This window comes from Salinivibrio sp. IB868, from assembly GCF_001995655.1.
GTDB classification, from domain to species: Bacteria; Pseudomonadota; Gammaproteobacteria; order Enterobacterales; family Vibrionaceae; genus Salinivibrio; species Salinivibrio siamensis.
In genome coordinates, this window is record NZ_MUEW01000010.1 from 124,056 (window position 1) to 142,317 (window position 18,262).

At 50.3% G+C, this 18,262-nt stretch carries 16 protein-coding genes and 1 pseudogene; 5 read left to right on the forward strand and 12 right to left on the reverse strand.

The genetic code is table 11. The features are described 5' to 3' along the window. Nucleotides 1-12: 12 nt before the first annotated feature. On the forward strand, nucleotides 13-684 hold the full coding sequence (locus BZG20_RS11940; protein ID WP_077579153.1) for a hypothetical protein: 672 nt from the start codon (nucleotides 13-15) through the stop codon (nucleotides 682-684). Between the two features lie 34 nt (nucleotides 685-718). On the opposite strand, the gene BZG20_RS11945 is transcribed toward BZG20_RS11940, so the two are convergent. Further along, nucleotides 719-1,237, reverse strand: coding sequence for a nicotinate-nicotinamide nucleotide adenylyltransferase (locus tag BZG20_RS11945; protein ID WP_046075865.1), 519 nt, complete (start codon nucleotides 1,235-1,237; stop codon nucleotides 719-721). 198 nt (nucleotides 1,238-1,435) lie between these two features. Between BZG20_RS11945 and nadE the strand changes: the two genes are divergently transcribed. Continuing rightward, entirely contained in the window at nucleotides 1,436-2,275 is an 840-nt protein-coding gene (gene nadE, locus BZG20_RS11950) for an ammonia-dependent NAD(+) synthetase (RefSeq protein WP_077579154.1), read from the forward strand. Between the two features lie 49 nt (nucleotides 2,276-2,324). Here the strand turns inward: nadE and BZG20_RS11955 are convergent, their stop codons facing one another. From BZG20_RS11955 to BZG20_RS11995, 9 genes are all read right to left on the reverse strand, one after another. Next, complete coding sequence (locus tag BZG20_RS11955) at nucleotides 2,325-2,879, reverse strand: HD domain-containing protein (RefSeq protein WP_046075867.1); 555 nt, start codon at nucleotides 2,877-2,879, stop codon at nucleotides 2,325-2,327. 85 nt (nucleotides 2,880-2,964) lie between these two features. After that, nucleotides 2,965-3,123, reverse strand: coding sequence for a YoaH family protein (locus tag BZG20_RS11960; RefSeq protein WP_077579155.1), 159 nt, complete (start codon nucleotides 3,121-3,123; stop codon nucleotides 2,965-2,967). Nucleotides 3,124-3,209: 86 nt separating this feature from the next. After that, nucleotides 3,210-4,340, reverse strand: coding sequence for a conjugal transfer protein TraF (traF, locus tag BZG20_RS11965; RefSeq protein ID WP_077579156.1), 1,131 nt, complete (start codon nucleotides 4,338-4,340; stop codon nucleotides 3,210-3,212). Nucleotides 4,341-4,463: 123 nt separating this feature from the next. Then, complete coding sequence (locus BZG20_RS11970) at nucleotides 4,464-5,369, reverse strand: DUF2861 family protein (protein ID WP_231637471.1); 906 nt, start codon at nucleotides 5,367-5,369, stop codon at nucleotides 4,464-4,466. Next, the gene (locus BZG20_RS11975; protein ID WP_046075870.1) at nucleotides 5,366-6,031 is read right to left on the reverse strand and encodes a response regulator transcription factor; all 666 of its coding nucleotides are present in this window, start codon (nucleotides 6,029-6,031) and stop codon (nucleotides 5,366-5,368) included. Before BZG20_RS11975 ends, BZG20_RS11970 begins: the two co-directional genes overlap by 4 nt. Continuing rightward, nucleotides 6,003-7,442 (reverse strand): DUF3404 domain-containing protein, encoded by a 1,440-nt coding sequence (locus tag BZG20_RS11980; RefSeq protein ID WP_046076074.1) that lies wholly within the window; start codon nucleotides 7,440-7,442, stop codon nucleotides 6,003-6,005. Before BZG20_RS11980 ends, BZG20_RS11975 begins: the two co-directional genes overlap by 29 nt. A gap of 157 nt (nucleotides 7,443-7,599) precedes the next feature. Beyond that, nucleotides 7,600-8,976: a Re/Si-specific NAD(P)(+) transhydrogenase subunit beta gene (gene pntB / locus BZG20_RS11985; protein WP_046075871.1), complete on the reverse strand. Its 1,377-nt coding sequence runs from the start codon at nucleotides 8,974-8,976 to the stop codon at nucleotides 7,600-7,602. Nucleotides 8,977-8,985: 9 nt separating this feature from the next. After that, on the reverse strand, nucleotides 8,986-10,539 hold the full coding sequence (locus BZG20_RS11990) for a Re/Si-specific NAD(P)(+) transhydrogenase subunit alpha (protein WP_046075872.1): 1,554 nt from the start codon (nucleotides 10,537-10,539) through the stop codon (nucleotides 8,986-8,988). Nucleotides 10,540-10,851: 312 nt separating this feature from the next. Further along, nucleotides 10,852-11,133, reverse strand: a complete 282-nt coding sequence (locus tag BZG20_RS11995) for an HlyU family transcriptional regulator (protein WP_077579157.1) — start codon at nucleotides 11,131-11,133, stop codon at nucleotides 10,852-10,854. A gap of 663 nt (nucleotides 11,134-11,796) precedes the next feature. On the opposite strand from BZG20_RS11995, the gene BZG20_RS12000 reads away from it, so the two are divergent. After that, complete coding sequence (locus BZG20_RS12000) at nucleotides 11,797-12,729, forward strand: hypothetical protein (RefSeq protein ID WP_198531486.1); 933 nt, start codon at nucleotides 11,797-11,799, stop codon at nucleotides 12,727-12,729. A gap of 229 nt (nucleotides 12,730-12,958) precedes the next feature. Here the strand turns inward: BZG20_RS12000 and BZG20_RS12005 are convergent, their stop codons facing one another. Beyond that, on the reverse strand, nucleotides 12,959-14,707 hold the full coding sequence (locus tag BZG20_RS12005; protein WP_077579158.1) for a bifunctional UDP-sugar hydrolase/5'-nucleotidase: 1,749 nt from the start codon (nucleotides 14,705-14,707) through the stop codon (nucleotides 12,959-12,961). 107 nt (nucleotides 14,708-14,814) lie between these two features. On the opposite strand from BZG20_RS12005, the pseudogene BZG20_RS12010 reads away from it, so the two are divergent. Further along, nucleotides 14,815-15,726, forward strand: a pseudogene (locus tag BZG20_RS12010) (NAD(P)-dependent oxidoreductase); the annotation flags it as partial. Nucleotides 15,727-16,051: 325 nt separating this feature from the next. After that, complete coding sequence (gene ylqF / locus BZG20_RS12015; RefSeq protein ID WP_077579189.1) at nucleotides 16,052-16,996, forward strand: ribosome biogenesis GTPase YlqF; 945 nt, start codon at nucleotides 16,052-16,054, stop codon at nucleotides 16,994-16,996. 70 nt (nucleotides 16,997-17,066) lie between these two features. On the opposite strand, the gene BZG20_RS12020 is transcribed toward ylqF, so the two are convergent. Further along, on the reverse strand, nucleotides 17,067-18,257 hold the full coding sequence (locus tag BZG20_RS12020) for an amino acid aminotransferase (RefSeq protein WP_077579160.1): 1,191 nt from the start codon (nucleotides 18,255-18,257) through the stop codon (nucleotides 17,067-17,069). Nucleotides 18,258-18,262: the final 5 nt, after the last annotated feature.

Consider the following 18,262-nt stretch of genomic DNA (forward strand, 5'->3'; position numbering starts at 1 on the left):
CGAGACACGGTTATGAAGAACACGAGCGAATACACTCTTTATCACACACCCTCATTGATATTCACCCCTCGAAAACGTCGCTACACAGCGAACCTGCTTTATGTTGAGGACGGTTTGGTGCTTGTTCGCTTAGGAAAAACAGATATCCCTGTCTATGCCGGTCAGGGGTTCTGGCTACCTTTTGAGTGCCTTCACGCACTGACCATCACGCCCGATACCCGTTTACACCAATTGGCCGTATCACCACGCACACAACACTCTCTCCCTGAGCGCGTGGGGCATGTTGTTTTGCCTCCATTACTGACCGCTGGCTTGATGGAACTTGGCACGCCGACAGCATCTGTATTAACGGCACAGCAATCGCATCACATTCAAGCCGTGCTGCTTGACCAAATCATGCACCTGGCTCCGACGCAACAACTCGATGCGCCCACGCAAGCGCTGGTAGATTGTGTGACGTGCGCCCAAACAGGTCAGCCACCGGTGAGCGCGGCGCAACACTACCAATTACAAGCACTCACCCAGCTAACCATTGCACAACTGCAAGAGTATTTTACCGTTCGACAACTCAGAGCAGCGATAAAGTCCGGTAAAACACCGCAGCGCGCGGCTGAGTCGGCCGGACTCTCCACAGCCGACGCTGACACCCTGTATACCCGCTATGCCTGTGTGTTTGAACGCTAAACGCGCGTGTTCTTGAAAACGCACCGATAGGCCGTTAGCGACAAAAGACCGTCTCGCTCAGCTGTGCTGCGATACTGGGTGTGGTGAGATCATCAATCGGTAAGCCTTGCGCCAGTCGTTCACGAATATGTGTACTACGCACCACCACCGTCTCAGGCATCCCTAAGACTGACCAGCGAGAGAGTATTTGCGCACTATGCGCAAATTGGCCAAATTTGAGCAAATTATCAGGGCCAACGACGAACGTGAGTGCTGCATCAGGGTAATCGCGCTGTAACGCGGAAAGCAGCATGTATGTCGTGACAGCGTCACCTTTTTGCCCTAACGACGCCTCTCGCTGACACACGTGTAGATTCGGTAAGCGCAAATCATTAATCAATGCCTGTACCCACCCGCATCGTGTCTCGTAAGGTGCCATCATTTTGCCCCATGCGTGTTTATAACTTGGCACTAGCAGCACCTTGTCAAAATGACACAATTGCGCCAAAACAGACGCGTGACCTTGAGTGGGTGGATTAAATGCACTGCCAAATACGGCTATTTGCTCTGTCATTATACGCTCTTCGCCAAGTCATTCTCGCGTTTAGGGATTACGGGAGATGATGCCATGAATCTGACCAAAAGCCTAACCTGTCGCCATCAACGTGAGGAGATTCACTCGCGCTATACCCAAGCCAACAGAGATCATGCACAATAACCTCATAGCGTCTTCATTTACATCGTATGCCAGAGTGATTGAGAGGAACATAAGATGGAACACCAGATCCGCGAAGCCATGTGCGTTCAACCGAATATCGATCCCGAGACAGAGATCCGTCGTCGCATCGCTTTTATCAAAACCATGTTGCAACGTTCAGGGACACGTAGCCTCGTGTTAGGTATCAGTGGTGGTGTCGATTCGTCGACATGTGGACGACTGGCACAGTTAGCCGTTGAAGAGCTTAACCAAGAAGCAAGCAACGACCACTATCAATTCATTGCGGTTAGGTTGCCCTATGGCGAACAAAAAGACGAAGACGAAGCGCAACTCGCACTGTCTTTTATTAAGCCGAGTAAAACCGTCACAGTAAACGTTAAGCCGGGTGTCGATGGTAACCACCAATCGGTTTTAGACGCGGTATCTGCCGTTGGCCTACTGCCCGATAGTGATAGCCGTATTGATTTTGCTAAAGGCAATGTCAAAGCACGCGCAAGAATGGTGGCACAGTATGAAATAGCAGGATTAACCCAAGGGCTGGTCATCGGTACCGATCACTCAGCTGAGAACATCACGGGTTTTTATACCAAGTTCGGCGATGGTGCGTGTGATCTTGCGCCGCTCTTTGGTTTAAGCAAGCGCCAGGTTCGTCAACTCGCGGCCACATTGGGGGCGCCAGACATCTTGGTGCATAAAACGCCCACCGCTGATTTAGAGGACTTATCGCCGCAAAAAGCGGATGAAGATGCGCTACAGCTGACCTATGAGCAAATAGATGATTTTCTTGAGGGCAAGCCTGTCGATAACGCAGTTAAGGAGAAAATCATACAGGTTTACCAAGCCACGCAGCACAAACGTCAACCGATTCCGACAATTTATGACCTCGATATCTGATTGATAGTCTTGGGAATTGAAGAGAAAAGCGTGTCGAGCTTAGCCTGAGTCAAGAGATGGATGCGTGGAGTTGATGATCTGGATGCCGGTCTGCTTGTTGGCCGGCATCAATCAAGCCATCAAGCTCACGCCAGAGGTGATCACATAACCCTGGCCGATACACCGCGACCCGGAAGCCTCCATGCTCGCGTTGATATTGTAAAAAACGCGGCGGACTGTGCTCACTACTGGCAATCACATTGGCTAAACGGTCACAGGTTTTTACCACTAATGCTAGCCACGCAGCTTCATCGCTCGGATCGAGCGCGATCAAACGCTGGTTCAATGCGCGCTTTCTCTCTTCCCGGCTTGGCCGTCGGGGATCCGTCACGAGCATGACAGCTCTGGCAACCGTTGGGCCGAAAAGTGCTGAGATCTCGTCAACACGTGTGGCGGTATCTTCCAAAATGTCATGCAATTGCGCCACAATGCGTGCTTGCTCACCAAAGGGCGCGGCAATGCGCTCAACATGATCAAGGTGACAACGATAAGGCTGGGCACCATAACGTTGCAGTGCGTGCCGCACCCTCGCCCACTCGCGCGCCTTTTCAAGCCGATTGCTCATCCGACACTCCTTTTACTGATCTCCTTTAAATAAATCAGGGATTGGCGGAATTGTAAATAAAAAGGCGATTTGTTTGCAGCTTGTCTCACTCTTCAGACGAAGATGCCTGCGCCGCTTGCGCTCTGATTTCATTAGCAACGTGCATAATGGCCTCGCCACTGCTCATCCCTTCTGCCATCAGTGCATGAATGCGCTCTGCCGCTTCTTGCTGTTGTTCATGGTTTAACGTGACGCCATCAAACATAGGGAACTCTCTTGGTGGTAAATCGTGATCAAAAAAGGCAGGCCATTTTAGGGCCTGCCTCATCATTTGTCATCATCAATAAAGGGCTAGAATGTGAATGCCAGCTGAGCCGATCCGCCATAACTGTCGCTATCAATAATACTGGCAGCAATATCGAAGTTGGCCACACCAAAGGGAGACAACCCTACACCGAGCGTAAACGCATTGTCGACGTTATCTTCAAGATCCGCGCGATAACCGGTACGTAACTGCGCATGACCAAAGGCATCAAACTCTGCCCCAACACGGAAAAACTGGGTGTCATCGTCCACATCCAGGGTACCTTTAAAGCCCTTTTTCTTGTTCAAATCCAAATCCGCCGCGAGGGTGACAAAGTCAGATACAAAGGCTGAACCCAGCGTGACTTGCGGCTCAAGTTCATAGGTGAAACTGTGACCTGTTCTCGCGCTAGTCACAGTATCAACATCTTGGCTAACAAGGTTTTTACCTGAAAGCCCCACCCGGTAAGGGCCGGACTGCCAGACGGCGCCAAGGTCAAGGTTAAACGTGTTTTCTTCTTCTCGGTAGCGGCTATCATCCCAATCATCCGTATCGTAATCGTCGACCGCGACACCGTAATTATAGGTGGTAATTCTCTGTAGTTTCGGCGTCACGCCCACCGCCACTCGCTGACCCGCGAGCTCGAGGTTAGTGGCCAACGCGACCCCTAACTCACCAATACCCGCGGCAATAATGGTCGCAGTTGAATTGGGGTTGGAAGTGACACCAAAATCACTGGTGTCGATATCAGGTAACACCGCGCCTTCAATCAACCCTGAGGTATAAAGGGTGGCCGAGACAGAGCCAGTAGGAATGCCGACTGCGGCACCGACGCCTGCATTGAGATACGCTTTATCGCCTTGCACCGCTCTCAATGATTGTTCAATTTGATTGGCATCATTGGTATCAAACGCATCCGCTACATCATCAAGCCCATCAACCAGCTCATCAGGGTCACGCACCTCAGCGCCAAGATAAGGCACGAGGACACCAAACGCGCTGTCAGGGTCAAGCGCCGCCAAAGCAGGATTATGAAAGCCAGCAGAGAGGTAGTCGCCCGATGCGACACCCACTCCGCCCATCGCATTGCCGCGCGCATCGGTGGGATTGGTTGCAGCCATCGCACTGGCAGAGCACGTGGCTAACGCTAGAACAAGTGCTTTCGTTTTAAAAGTCATTGAGCGGCCTCTATATTGTTTGTCTCGCTACTAAAAGCAAGAATAGAGGCAAAACCCAATGGGTGGAGAGCGTTCACTAAAACCTGTGAGCTTTATCAAACTACGACACATCTAAACGTCGTTTTACTGATTATCAGCCTCAGGCGCAATCGCCTCAAGTGAGCCAGGGTCCAAGTCCGGCAGATCAATCGCACGCCCGATGCGCTGTACTTCTTCTATCGATAACGCGCCTTGCCAGCGACGCTCAATCAAGGCAACACTGAACCAATACTGTCCATTAGGTACATCCAGCATGGGTAACTGAGTCGGGAGTCGTTTGTGCTTCTCTGCCGACCAAATCGGTGCGCCATCAGTTTGGTTTTGCGGATAAAGATTAAGCGTCAAAAAAGGACGCTGGCAGGTTGAGTTAAAATCATCAAAAGGCGCAATGTGCCAACTGCGGGTGTCTTTCCAGCTCAGCGTTTGACGCGGCTGAGGTTGTGTCAGCAATAACCAACTAGACCATGTCTCTCCCGCCACTGACTCAGCGGTTAACTGGTAAAGCCCTTCAGAAACCGGCTCTGATAGCCCATCTTTCACAAGGCGCCAGCGATGTTGTTGCTCTGTCGATAAATCGTCACTGATGACGGTTTCGTCCGGCCATTTTTTCAGTGTAAACGCCTCAACGCCAGGCTGCGACTCTCCCGCCACTTGGACGCGGTAGTAAACGCGACTGGTAGTCTGCACCGTTTCTCGACGAATGGAGACATTATTCAGCCAATCCGGCAACGTCTGACGACTCAAACTACGGCCACAATCTTCAGTAATGGCCAGTGCCAATAACTGAGCCAGATGATCCTGACGCGACGCTGAAAGACTGGGCTGTTGCCACGCCTCAATCATCGATTCGACACTGGCCGCGGTTTTCCCCTCTAACAGGCGCTGATGGGCACTGGTTAATGCATCATTGCCATCAAACCATGCTGCATGCACACCACTTGCAGTCAAAATCGTCAGTAATGTTCCAGAAACGACCCACTTTTTCATCATGCTTTCATACGGTAGCCAACGCCACGCAAGGTTTCGATATTGACCGAAGGTAGCTTTTGCCGCAGCTGTAATATGTGCGTATCGACGGTGCGAGTTGTGGGATAATGGTTGTAGCCCCACACTTGATCCAATAGTTCATCACGCGTAAATACCCGTCCCGCATTCTTGGCCAAAAAGTGTAAAAGGTCGAACTCAGTTCGTGTCAAAGTCATCTCTTCTTCGCCACAAAATACCGCTCGGCTCGCGGTATCAATACGCACATCATTGATAATGAGGTCATCGCTCGAGACTTCCACCTCACCCACGGGATGGCGAAGGTGCACACGCACGCGCGCAAGCAACTCGGCCTCCGCAAAGGGTTTGGTGATATAGTCTGTGGCGCCGGAGTCCAGGCCGCCTACACGATCGCGCACCGAGACCATGGCCGTCAGTAAAATCACAGGAATGGTTTTAAGCTTATTCCAATCCGCTAGCCACTCAATGGAGTCGCCTTCTGGCAATTGGCGATCGAGGATCACGAGATCGGCATCTCTCCATAATTCGGCCACTTTTGTCGCATTTTCTGCATATAAGCAGCGGTAGCCTGCTTGTTCCAAGCTTGCCAGTAAACCATCAGCCAGGTTGGCATCATCTTCAACCAGAAGTAACGTCGCTTGCGTCACAATGAATCTCCAAAGTAAATGTGGTGGGTGGGCCAGATAAAATTAACTTCCCTCCCATTCGCTCAATCATGGATTCTACAATCGTCAGCCCCAGTCCAAGTCCACTTTGGCTGACAAAAGGTTTACGTATGTGTTTCCAGTCCTTGGCCGTGAGTTCCCCTTGATCGCGTATCGCGATCGTAAAACGATCCTCAGACACGTGAGCATGAACATCGACGGGTGCAACGCCATATTTGACCGCATTAGCAATCAAATTGTTCAACGATGTTGCTAACCAATAAACATTCGCTCGCACGGCACCATCTTGGCTTACGTGTAACGTAACTTGGTGCTCGTCGCAAATATAACCCAACCACTCTTCAACAGAAGGGATCGTCTCTTTACTGAGAGGTTTCTGGTTGGATTGTAAATAATCTTTACTTGCCTCTGCCAATTGTTTTAGGCGTCGCGAATCCTCGCAAAGCCGGCGGAACTCCTCATAAAAATCATCGGGTAAACTATCAAATTTGCGCCGAAAGCCCTCCACTGTCATGGAGAGGCTCGCAATCGGCGTGCGCAGTTCATGGGTGAGAATTTGCAACACCAGCATACGCTCTTGCATCAACCGGCGCTGCACCGTCCAACGGTTAAACGCCCAACCACCCAGTGCCACAAGGTTGATAACGATTAATGCTCCGACCAAGTAGGGCCAATAACTGGGCGCTTTTTCCTCATTCCAACAAATGTTGCCCACTCGCGCCAAACAGAAATCTTGCTCCCCACGAGGGGTGATCCTTAAATCAAACTCGGCCAGTAATGGCTGCCATTGCGAAGCTTGGTATAAATGGTAATAACTGCCAACGCGCACCCACATCTCATTCTGACTGATTAACGATTTAGCGCCGCTGTTTAAGGCATCAACAGCATTAGACTCCATCCGCTGCAATCGTCCCAACAAGCTGTCTGGTTCTGCTTGAGGCCGCTCTTGAATATGAAAAAAACGCATTAGTTCGCTGCGCCGCTCAGGAAATTGCTCTGCATATTTTGCCGCGTAACTTCCCCCACCGGGATGAATAAAGCCAGACCGAGAGAACCATGCCACCGGAAGCTGGGTGTTATTACACATCGCTCGCGTGAACACCAACGGCTCTGTCACCTTCGGATTGACGGGCCACGGGCCTTGGCATTTTTGTGCAGCTTGATAAAGGCGGCGAATATCTTTTAAAGGATAATTAGCGCTCTGCGGCAACAAGCTATCGGGGCTAAGCAGCACACGAGGGAACGCACGGTTAATACCAATCAGGTTATAGCGTGCAACGGGATCGGCAAGCAATAACTGCGCACGAAAGGCAGTCATCTGTTCCGAGAACGTGCTCGCGGCCAAGGTTGGCCAGCCAGTCAATGTGAGAATGAGTAGCAGCAGAATTCGCATGATCGCAAGCTTACCATCAATTTTTATCAAAATGTCAGTGCCGTGTAAGTTCCAAGGCCGCGCCCGGCACTCTCCGTCACGCCAAAAGACGTGGCGAAAAAAAAGAGCCAGTCGAAACTGGCTCTTTTCGGCAACGCCACCAATCAATAGRCGTCATTTATAATGCTTTAAAGATCGCTTCAACGCTTTGTTTCGCGTCCCCAAATAGCATACTGCTATTGTCTTTGAAGAACAGCGGGTTTTGCACCCCGGCATAACCTGTGTTCATTGAGCGCTTAAATACCACCACATTTTTGGCGTTCCAAACCTCAAGGACCGGCATGCCAGCGATGGGACTCGATGGATCGTCCGTCGCCGCAGGGTTTACCGTATCGTTGGCACCAATGACCAAAACCGTATCTGTGTCAGGGAAGTCATCATTGATTTCATCCATCTCCAGTACAATGTCATAAGGCACTTTGGCCTCAGCCAACAAGACGTTCATGTGGCCTGGTAAACGACCCGCAACAGGGTGAATCGCAAAGCGCACCTCAATCCCCATACTCCGGAGTTTTTCTGTCACCTCGTAAACAGGGTATTGGGCTTGCGCAACCGCCATGCCATAACCTGGGGCGATGACGACGCTGTTAGACTCTTTCAGCATTTCGGCAACTTCTTCGGCTGTGCTTTCTCGATACTCACCGACTTCGTCATCACCAGAAGACGCAGTGCCATCAGAGCCAAAGCCACCGGCGATCACACTAATGAAAGAGCGGTTCATCGCTTTACACATGATGTAAGACAGAATCGCCCCCGATGAGCCCACTAGCGCGCCTGTCACAATCAAGAGATCATTTGCCAACATAAAGCCAGCTGCAGCGGCGGCCCAACCTGAATAGGAGTTCAGCATCGATACCACCACGGGCATGTCTGCACCACCGATCGAGGCCACTAGGTGATAACCAAACGCTAACGCAATCACAGTCACTATCAGCAGTGCCGCTGTTGAACCTTCTGCGTTAACAAAGCTGATTAGCAACAGGAACGACACAACGACAGCAGCCAAGTTAAGCTTGTGGCGATGTGGCAACATCAAAGCCTTAGAAGAAATCACGCCACGTAGCTTACCAAAGGCGACAATCGATCCGGTGAAAGTGATCGCACCGATAAAGACACCGAGGAAAATCTCAACCAAGTGGATATTAAGCATCGCGCCCGTCAGCGGCGGGTGATCGATGTAGGTATTAAAACCCACCAATACCGCAGCCAAACCCACGAAACTGTGTAGCATCGCCACCAGCTCAGGCATTTCTGTCATTTCTACGCGCTTAGCGTAATAAATACCGATCGCGCCACCAATGACCATGGCCAGAATAATCCAGCCCACACCTTGCACTTCCGGCCCCCAAATAGTGGCAACCAGAGCGATCGCCATCCCGGTAATCCCGTAATAGTTGCCTGCGCGCGCTGACTCTTGCTTTGATAGCCCAGCCAAACTGAGAATAAAACAAAGCGCAGCGACAATATACGCAGCTTGTACCAATCCTTCAGACATTCTTTCTCCTTACCCTTTACGGAACATTTCAAGCATGCGCTTTGTAACAGTAAAGCCGCCAAATATATTGATGCTGGCGATCAACACGGCAATGAAAGCAAGGAAGGTTACAAAGCCAATGCCTTGTCCTACCTGCAATAACGCCCCAACGATGATGATGCCTGAGATCGCATTGGTCACGGACATCAGCGGGGTATGCAGCGCGTGAGTAACATTCCATACCACGTAGTAGCCCACCACACAGGCCAGTACGAAAACGGTAAAGTGTGAGAGGAATTCACTGGGGGCATAATTGGCAATCCACCCGAACGCCCCTGCGGCAGCGGCCATCAGGCCATACTTGGTCGCACGAGAGGTTTTTTTGGGTGCCGGCTTAGGAGCGGGTTCTGCTTTAGGCTCTGCTTTGGGTTGCGCAGAGACTTGAATCGGTGGCGCAGGCCAGGTGACCTCGCCTTCTTTGATCACGGTAACGCCGCGCACGACCACATCATCAAAATCAATCTGGATGTTGCCGTCTTTCTCTTTGCAAAGCAGTTTGGTGAGGTTGACTAAGTTAGTCGCATAAAGCTGTGACGATTGGGTGGGCAAACGGCCGACCATATCGGTGTAACCAATCACTTTTACACCATTGGGCGTGGTGATCACTTGGTCTTTTTCCGTGTACTCACAGTTGCCACCATTGGCTGCGGCGAGATCGACGATCACACTGCCCGGCTTCATGCTGTCAACCATCTCTTTGGTGATCAGCGTGGGCGCTGGCTTACCAGGGATCAGTGCGGTCGTGACGATAATGTCGACATCTTCTGCTTGCTGCGCATAAAGCTTTTCCGCCGCCTGATTAAACTCGTCAGACATTTCTTTGGCATAACCATCGCCACTGTCTGAGTTGTCTTGTTTAAAGTCGACTTCTAGAAACTCCGCGCCCATGCTCTCGACTTGTTCTTTCACTTCAGGACGAACATCAAAAGCACGGACAATCGCCCCCAAGCTACCGGCTGCGCCAATCGCCGCTAGCCCAGCAACGCCAGCCCCCGCGACAAACACTTTCGCAGGCGGTACTTTACCCGCCGCCGTGATTTGTCCGGTAAAGAAGCGGCCAAACTCATGCGCTGCTTCAACCACCGCACGATAACCGGCGATGTTCGCCATCGAACTTAGCGCATCCAATGACTGCGCACGCGAAATACGTGGGACCGCATCCATGGCCATCACATTCACGTTCTGCGCTGACAGACGTTCGAGTAATTCTTCGTTTTGAGCGGGCCAAATAAAGCTCACCAAGGTGGTGCCTGCTTGCAGCAATGCCACTTCATCTTGGCCTGTCTCTTCAATCACGCCTGGTGCATTAACTTTAAAGATGATGTCAGACTGCCAGGCAGCATCTGTATCAACAATGTTCGCCCCAGCTTGTTCGTACGCAGTGTCTTCAAAGCTTGCTTTTTCACCTGCACCCTTCTCTACTACGACGTCAAAACCGAGCTTGATAAGCTGCTCAACCGACTTAGGTGTCGCAGCTACCCTCGTTTCATTAACGAGCCTCTCTTTTGGAACACCAATCTGCATAGCTATTCCCTGAATGTTGGCTTATAAGAAATTTTTTTGGTTATCACAGGCGCTAAAACCGCGGCCTGAAATAGGTTCACTGACAAAAATAAGCATTCCAAGCGGTTTTATTCGCTTATCACGCTGTTGCGGTCTGTTGTCAGTATTTCGTGCTTAGCAACGCAACAGTGTTAACTTAACGAGTTTATTCCTTAATCACCACAGGGCGGGGATCGCCATTGAGGCATAAATGTGATCTGGGCTACACTTTATCCGAATTAATTGCTCATATTTATGCATTATTTTTGCTATCGCGCGATTCGTTGACGCCCCTCAATCAAATAGCCGATCACCGTTTTGATCAATCATCATTTTTGCTTTTGTGACCATCAAGCTGTTGGCATCTTCCTGACTTCCCAGCAAATCTGAGCGAATAAACGTATGAGTGAGTACCTTGTCATCAACCGGTTTGCAAATGCGGCCACTGACACGATATTGACCGTTTTCGGCGGTCGATTCAGGGTATATTAAATAGCCTTGGTATTCTGTGGGGGTGACTGACACCTGTGGTTGTTTGTCGCTTCCCTTGGAAAACAGTGCAGAGAACCATCCCATCTTTTGTACTCCTCAATTGATCGCATTCGTCGGCTTAGCAAGCCACTCATTTTACGTAAACATTCGAGAACGATTAAACCATAAAAAAAACGCCACATCTCGATGATGTGACGTTTCGCGTTCTATCCGTTTTAAGTCGTCTTATCGGTTTATACCAATATCACGCTGCAAATGTGCCGGTAAGCGACTGGCATCATAAGCGGGAGCGTGTGTGCTGCTAGTGAACAGCACATCCATGGCGTGAGCGATCAGTCCTTTGATTGTTACCGCGTAAGATCGACGAGAACGGGGCATATTAACCGTTACAGTCGTCATAAGATCCTCGCTTTGTTGTCTTAATCACTCGCCGCAAATTATAAGGGGCTGCCCCAAGATTTAAACTGATGAAAATTAAACCAGTGGATTAGTTTTTCTAATCTAAAGTGCTTGCCGGTTAGCACGTATTCATTATGTTAAGTTGCAGTAAAATAAGCTAATCACTTATCTGGCATACAAACCATCAATGAATTCAGTTTGTCTGTTTGAATTCACTGCTCACTCCCTTATCCTGTCTGACTTTTTGTACGACAAAGCGTATTAATCCTTGAAAAAGACTATTTTTCACTCGATTAGTTGTGTAAACCTGATAACATCGTGGTTACACATGTGACCAAGGTGTTGACCATGCTCGCGTTTCTCGCCAAACATTCAGCGTTGTGTCTTTTTATTGCCGCATTGATTGGCTTTGCCTTTCCGAGCGTCTCGTTAGCCTTATTTCCGTTTTTACCTTATGTGCTATTCGCCTTGATGCTGTTTACCCTACTTGGCATTCATCAAGGCCTATTAGTGAAAGCGTTAGCTCAGTGGCAGGTCTGGGTGTACGCATTAGTTCACTCAGTGCTACTTACCATACTCACTTGTTCTCTCGCGTGGCTACTCGGCGCGTCTGCACCTTTGTTACTTGCCATCAGTGGTATTTGCGCTACTGGATCTTTGTTTGCAACACCAGCCATCATTCGTTCTTTGGGAATGGATGCGCTCATCGCCATGGCATATACCATTGCTTCAACGTTGCTGATGCCCGTGGTCTTGTTTATTAATCTCACGGTGCTATCCGGTGACTCATTTTCACTGGACCTGCAAAGCTATGCCGTGCGATTGGTGATCTTCATTTTTGGACCCATGCTGTTTGCCGCGCTTTTTCACGCGCTGATCAAACCAGAAAAGCTCAAACGCATTCACAGCAAACTGGCACAGTTTACGATTGTGCTAGTGTTCAGTTTTCCATTAGGGCTAGTAGGGCCATTCGGGGCAATGTGGCAAAACGACTCTGGGTATGCGTTAGAACTTTTAGCCATTTCAGTTGCAATTTGCATACTTTTTTTCATCATTGCGTATGGGCTATATCGCAAACGGGGGCGGGAGGCGAGCATGATAGCCGCCGTTTCGGCGGTCAATCGGAATGTACTACTAACGTACACCGTTGCCGGTGCCGCGCTCGGGCCAGCATTTCTGCCATTAATCGGCGCGATACAGCTGCCAATCTATTTACAACCATTGTTAGTGCGTTGGGGAACCCGGCTCAAACAGGTTCCCCCGCAATCCGCGGATCAGTAAATGGGTTAAATGACTGGCACAAAGTAGACAATCGATGCCCAAGCCACCAACCAAAAACTGATCAAGCCGATATCAAACCAATCACGTTTTTCCATAACCCCTCACCTTTCGATAGTGTGTCGATCAATTCAGGTTCACTCTATGTATCGACAATCTTGTCAAAAACTTAAACGGCAATTGTCTGCCGTAAACACCAAGCTGACTATCAATAAGCAAGGGATAGGCCAAGTTATTCACCCCAGCAGGTTTTTCTCTCACTAGACGTTCGGAGGTAACACACTAAAGGCTCAGTAGGTAGCGCTAACACTGGCTGCTGACGCGCATAGTCAATAAAGCACTCCGCCATGGATAAACCAATCGAGCGACGGTGGCCGGTTTGAATCGCATCGTATCCTTCTTTTCCTTGGGCGGTATAAGATGACGACACACCTGTGTATTGTCGCTCATTATCGATGGCTATCCAGTGATTACCGCGCTTTATCTCGAGTTGTGTTACCCGCGCACCCATCGGCTGCCACGCTTCGTAGCGATAGCGTATATCGGCGCAATACGGAAAACTGCCTGACCCGAGGCCCGTCATGCCATTATCTGTGGCATTGTTGATTGCGCCTTCAATCGCACGACGGATCTGTGCCCCGGTTACCTGGTAGGCGATCACGTCGATAGCAAACGGTAACAACGCGCCTGCAATTAAAGCGGCCGAGAGCGGCCCGGCGTTTAAACTGACTCTCACGCCACCCGCATTATGAATAGCAAAATCGGCTTCAATACCTTGCTCACGAGCCGCCCATAAAAAGCTTTCTGTCACCAACGGCGCCACTTCGCTGCCGCCCTCGCTGTCAGGCACGCGCACATGACGGAGTCGTTGCGGCACATGTGTGACAACGTCACTTTCTAGTTGCGCCACATGGGGACGGTAGGTGCGCTGTAGATATTGTTTCAATGCAAGATCACTGGGTAATATCAGTACATTGTCTTGTCGGTTAAGATAGCTTCTTACTGCTTGATATGAGCCTTCAGTCAATTGCTGTTCCCGCGAGGCATCCATCGCGAGACTGCGCCCGAGCAACAAGTAATTTTGACCATCAAAGGCAACTGGCCGACCGTTTTCATCGATAGATAACGTAAAGCGACCGATGGCTTGCGCATGGCAACCCGCTTGCACAATCCAGGTATCATTGACTTTATAGCCGTAGGGATCTTCTTTCGCCAAACCAAGGTTTTGAAAGTCTCCCTGCAGCACATGGGTATGTCCTCCCACAATCACATCAATCCCATTAACCGCAGCCGCTAATTCCTTGTCTTTGTCATAACCCAAGTGGCTCAATAGAATAATGGTGTTCACGCCTTGTTGACGCAAAAAAGCCACGGTGTTTTCAGCGATGCGTGTTGCAGGCAAGAAAGGAGTATCATGATCAGGGTGTGCCAATGCCGCCATTTGCTCAACCGCTAAACTGAAGATGCCCACTTTGTGTCCGGCATAGGTTTTAATGAGTGTACTCGCGCGCTCCTCCGGGGCGATGTATGGCAGTAAAGCGGGTTTCTCACTGACGCGCTTGTCCTTGTCTTTTGACTCATCCGCCACATGCCAATTCCCCGCAAGCAATGGGAATTGAATATCATCAAGAAAGTCAGCCACGGGGCCATTCCCTTGGTCAAGCTCGTGATTACCAATCGCCATCGCATCAATACCGAGTCGATTCAGCAAATCTGCATTTGCCTTACCTTTGAACAAGGAGTAATACAGAGTCCCTTGAAAGCAATCACCTGCGTGCAGAAAAAGGAATGCATGGTCATCTTGCTTAGCCTGCTCACGAAAATGTGCCACGGCTGAAGCAATGCGTGCGAACCCGCCGCTATTGGCATAAACCGGTGTCGCATTATCATCCAAGTTTAGCGAGACAGGCGTGGACTCAAAGTGAGAGTGCGTGTCGTTAATATGGGCAATCGTTAACGAGAAAGGTTGTCGTGCTGTCATAATTATCCGTGTTACAACACAAAAAAGGATGATACAAGCTTAACATTGACACATGCAAGAAAGGTTAAGTTTCTGATAAATTAACGACAACGAAACGACAAGGAAGCAAGATGACCATGCAAGTTAACGATATCAAGGTGGCCTTTATTGGCCTAGGCGTGATGGGCTTTCCAATGGCTGGGCACCTTCAGCGCCACGGCTACCCAACTTGCGTCTATAACCGCACCACCGGCAAAGCCGAAGCTTGGTGCGACACCTATTCAGGCACATATGGAATAACGCCAGCCGAAGCCGTGGCTGATGCTGACATCGTCTTTATGTGCGTGGGAAACGATGATGACGTACGCAGTGTGGTGTATGGCGATATTGGTGTGTTAGCCAATATGAAAAAAGGCAGTACGCTGGTCGATCACACCACCACCTCTGCCGAGCTAGCCCTTGAGTTGGCACAAGTATGCGAGCGTCAAGGCCTGAGCTTTCTCGATGCCCCCGTCTCAGGCGGCCAAGCCGGTGCGGAAAAAGGCGCACTCACCATTATGGTCGGTGGCACCCCTAATGTGTTCAGTAACGTTGAACCCGTCATGAACGTCTATGCCAGCGCAATCCAGCATATTGGCCCGCATGGCAGCGGCCAGCGCTGCAAGATGGCTAACCAAATATGTATTGCCGGCGTCTTACAAGGCTTATCCGAGGCACTCACCTTCGCGCAATCCGCTGATCTCGATATCGAAAAGATGATCAATGCCATTAAGCACGGGGCCGCAGGCTCTTGGCAAATGGAAAATCGTGCTTTGACCATGGCAGAAGACAGTTTTGATTTTGGCTTTGCGATTGATTGGATGCGTAAAGATCTGGGCTTTTGTTTAGAAGAAGCCGCCAAGTTAGGCGTGGGACTTCCCTTAACCGAGCAGGTGGATCAACAGTATAACAAGTTACAAGCGCGCGGCTATGGCCGTTGCGACACCTCGGTCCTGATCAAGCAGTTTGATACAGATACCAAACCATCTTCATCGACCTGATCCAAACACGCGCCTTTCCTCGGCACCTGAGGCCGAGGAAAGGCGAAACAAGGTGTATACTAAAGTTAACCAATAAGGAGGGTTGCAATGACAGCTATCTATGTAATCTGCGCCATCGCCATGATGATTGGCCTGTTCACCTTATACGCCCCCTCTATTGAAAAATGGTGTGATAAGCAATTAAGCCCGAGAAAGAAAGATACGTAGTTAGTCACACCTGCCCCAGCTTTTCTCATCCCTCTGATTAAGTGGTATGATGCGCGCCATTCTTGCGCCACTGACTGATATCGTGTTGGCGCACTGGCATCAGCAAGGTTGTACAAACATGGTTAACAACAAAATCCAGTGGTTTCCTGGGCATATGCATAAAGCTCGTAAGGAGATCGAAGAGGTCATCCCTAAGATCGACGTGATCATCGAGGTGCTCGATGCGCGCATTCCGTTTAGTAGCGAAAATCCGCTCATCAGTACGCTGCGTGGTGAAAAGCCGGTGATCAAGGTACTGAATAAGCGCGATCTGGCCGATCCGACGATGACCGAAATGTGGATGGCTCACCTAGAAAAAGAGCAAGGCGTGTCGGCGATGGCAATCACTACCTCGCACCCGCATGAAGTCAATCAAATCATGGATCGCTGCCGCTCACTCGCCCCACACCGTGAAACCATGGGAAAAAACATTCGCTCGATGATCATGGGGATCCCCAACGTCGGCAAGTCCACCATTATTAATAGCCTTGCTGGCCGAGTGATAGCCAAAACCGGCAACCAACCCGCGGTGACGCGCCAACAACAGCGGATCAACCTGCAAAACGGCGTGGTGCTATCCGATACACCCGGGATTTTATGGCCAAAGGTTGAGAACCCACACAGCGGTTTTCGTCTCGCGGCAACCGGCGCCGTTAAAGACACGGCAATGGATTATGACGAAGTCGCCTTTTATACCGTGGAATACTTGGCGAGCGCCTATCCCGAGCGGCTTAAAGAGCGCTATCAGCTTGATGTATTACCCGAAACAGACATTGAGTTAATGGAAGCGATTGGTGCCAAACGCGGTTGTTTGCGCGCGGGTGGACGGGTCGACTTGCATAAAGCCTCAGAAGTGCTGTTGCACGACTTACGCGCTGGTGCGCTGGGTGGCCTCACTTTAGAAAAACCGGATATGATTGAAACCGAGCTGGTACAGGTTGAAGAAGACAACGCCCGCCGAGAGCAAGAAAAAGCCGCTAAAAAAGAGGCCCGCCGTAAACGTTACCTCAAAAATAAGCGATGATTTAGATATAGACGAACAAAGGGGCTTAAAGCCCCTTTTTATTAAGTTTCGACCATTAGCGCCGCAGCAGTTAGCCGTTGCGTGTCACATCCACCAGCGCATCGGCCAGTCTATCAATATGACGTTCAGCCAAGCCGGCAATGTTAATCCGACTATCACCCACTGCGTACACGCCATGTCGGTCGCGTAGCTGATTCACCTGATCAACCGTTAACCCGAGGACAGAGAACATACCACGGTGGTGCTGAATAAAATCAAAATAACCATCGCCCGTACGGTCGCGCAGTGCTGCTGTCAACCCTTCACGTAACGTATTGATCCGAGTGTTCATCGCCTCAATTTCATCTCGCCACTGTTTGGTGAGGGCGTCGTCGGTGAGGATGGTTTCAACAATCGCGGCACCGTGATCAGGCGGCATGGTATAAGTGCTTCGCGCAAGCTGAAGGATACGCCCTTTCGCATTTTGCGCTTCTTGAGCAGATTTACCCACCACAATCGCTGCGCCAGTGCGCTCACGGTACAACCCAAAGCTCTTAGAGCACGAGGTGGCAATCAACATTTCCTCAACGTTGTCGGCGAGAATACGCAAACCACGCGCATCTTCCTCCACACCATCACCGAAGCCCTGGTAGGCAATATCCACAAACGGTGTAAAGCCATTACGGTTAGCAAGCTCGGTAATCGCTTCCCATTCTTTCAAGCTGATATCAGCGCCCGTGGGGTTATGGCAACAGCCATGCAGTAATACCACATCGTCCGCACCAGCTTGCGACAACGCGTTAAGCATGGCATCGGTATCCACCATTTTGGTGTCGCGATTAAAATACGGGTAGAACTTGACCGTCAGGCCTGCCGCTTCCATGACAGGTTTGTGATTCACATAGCTAGGATCGGTCAACCACACAGTGGTCACCGGCTTGGCCAGATTCATCAAATCAGCCAACATGCGCAGTGCGCCACTCGCACCTGGGGTTTGCACCGCCGCACATCGGTGGTAAGCATCGGTCCCTTTGAGCAAGAGGTCAACCATGGCTTGGTTGAAATTTTCATTACCCGCCAGCCCGACATAGGCCTTAGTTTGTTGGCTTTGTGCCAGTGATTGTTGCGCCGCTTTAACGGCGTGCATGATCGGCGTTTGACCCTGACTGTCACGGTATACGCCAATGCCCAAGTCCATTTTGTGCTCACGCGGATCATCACGATACGCCAATGACAAGGAGAGAATCGGATCCTGCTGAGCAGGCGAGAGCAGATCTAACATAGTAT

Coding starts and splice junctions, on each gene's coding strand:
- BZG20_RS11940 (WP_077579153.1), top strand. CDS start 13: ATGAAGAACACGAGCGAATACACTCTTTATCACACACCCTCATTGATA.
- BZG20_RS11980 (WP_046076074.1), bottom strand. CDS start 7,442: ATGCGAATTCTGCTGCTACTCATTCTCACATTGACTGGCTGGCCAACC.
- nadE (WP_077579154.1), top strand. CDS start 1,436: ATGGAACACCAGATCCGCGAAGCCATGTGCGTTCAACCGAATATCGAT.
- BZG20_RS11995 (WP_077579157.1), bottom strand. CDS start 11,133: ATGGGATGGTTCTCTGCACTGTTTTCCAAGGGAAGCGACAAACAACCA.
- ylqF (WP_077579189.1), top strand. CDS start 16,052: ATGGTTAACAACAAAATCCAGTGGTTTCCTGGGCATATGCATAAAGCT.
- BZG20_RS11960 (WP_077579155.1), bottom strand. CDS start 3,123: ATGTTTGATGGCGTCACGTTAAACCATGAACAACAGCAAGAAGCGGCA.
- BZG20_RS11970 (WP_231637471.1), bottom strand. CDS start 5,369: ATGATGAAAAAGTGGGTCGTTTCTGGAACATTACTGACGATTTTGACT.
- BZG20_RS12005 (WP_077579158.1), bottom strand. CDS start 14,707: ATGACAGCACGACAACCTTTCTCGTTAACGATTGCCCATATTAACGAC.
- BZG20_RS12020 (WP_077579160.1), bottom strand. CDS start 18,257: ATGTTAGATCTGCTCTCGCCTGCTCAGCAGGATCCGATTCTCTCCTTG.
- BZG20_RS11945 (WP_046075865.1), bottom strand. CDS start 1,237: ATGACAGAGCAAATAGCCGTATTTGGCAGTGCATTTAATCCACCCACT.
- BZG20_RS11955 (WP_046075867.1), bottom strand. CDS start 2,879: ATGAGCAATCGGCTTGAAAAGGCGCGCGAGTGGGCGAGGGTGCGGCAC.
- pntB (WP_046075871.1), bottom strand. CDS start 8,976: ATGTCTGAAGGATTGGTACAAGCTGCGTATATTGTCGCTGCGCTTTGT.
- BZG20_RS12000 (WP_198531486.1), top strand. CDS start 11,797: ATGCTCGCGTTTCTCGCCAAACATTCAGCGTTGTGTCTTTTTATTGCC.
- BZG20_RS11990 (WP_046075872.1), bottom strand. CDS start 10,539: ATGCAGATTGGTGTTCCAAAAGAGAGGCTCGTTAATGAAACGAGGGTA.
- traF (WP_077579156.1), bottom strand. CDS start 4,340: ATGACTTTTAAAACGAAAGCACTTGTTCTAGCGTTAGCCACGTGCTCT.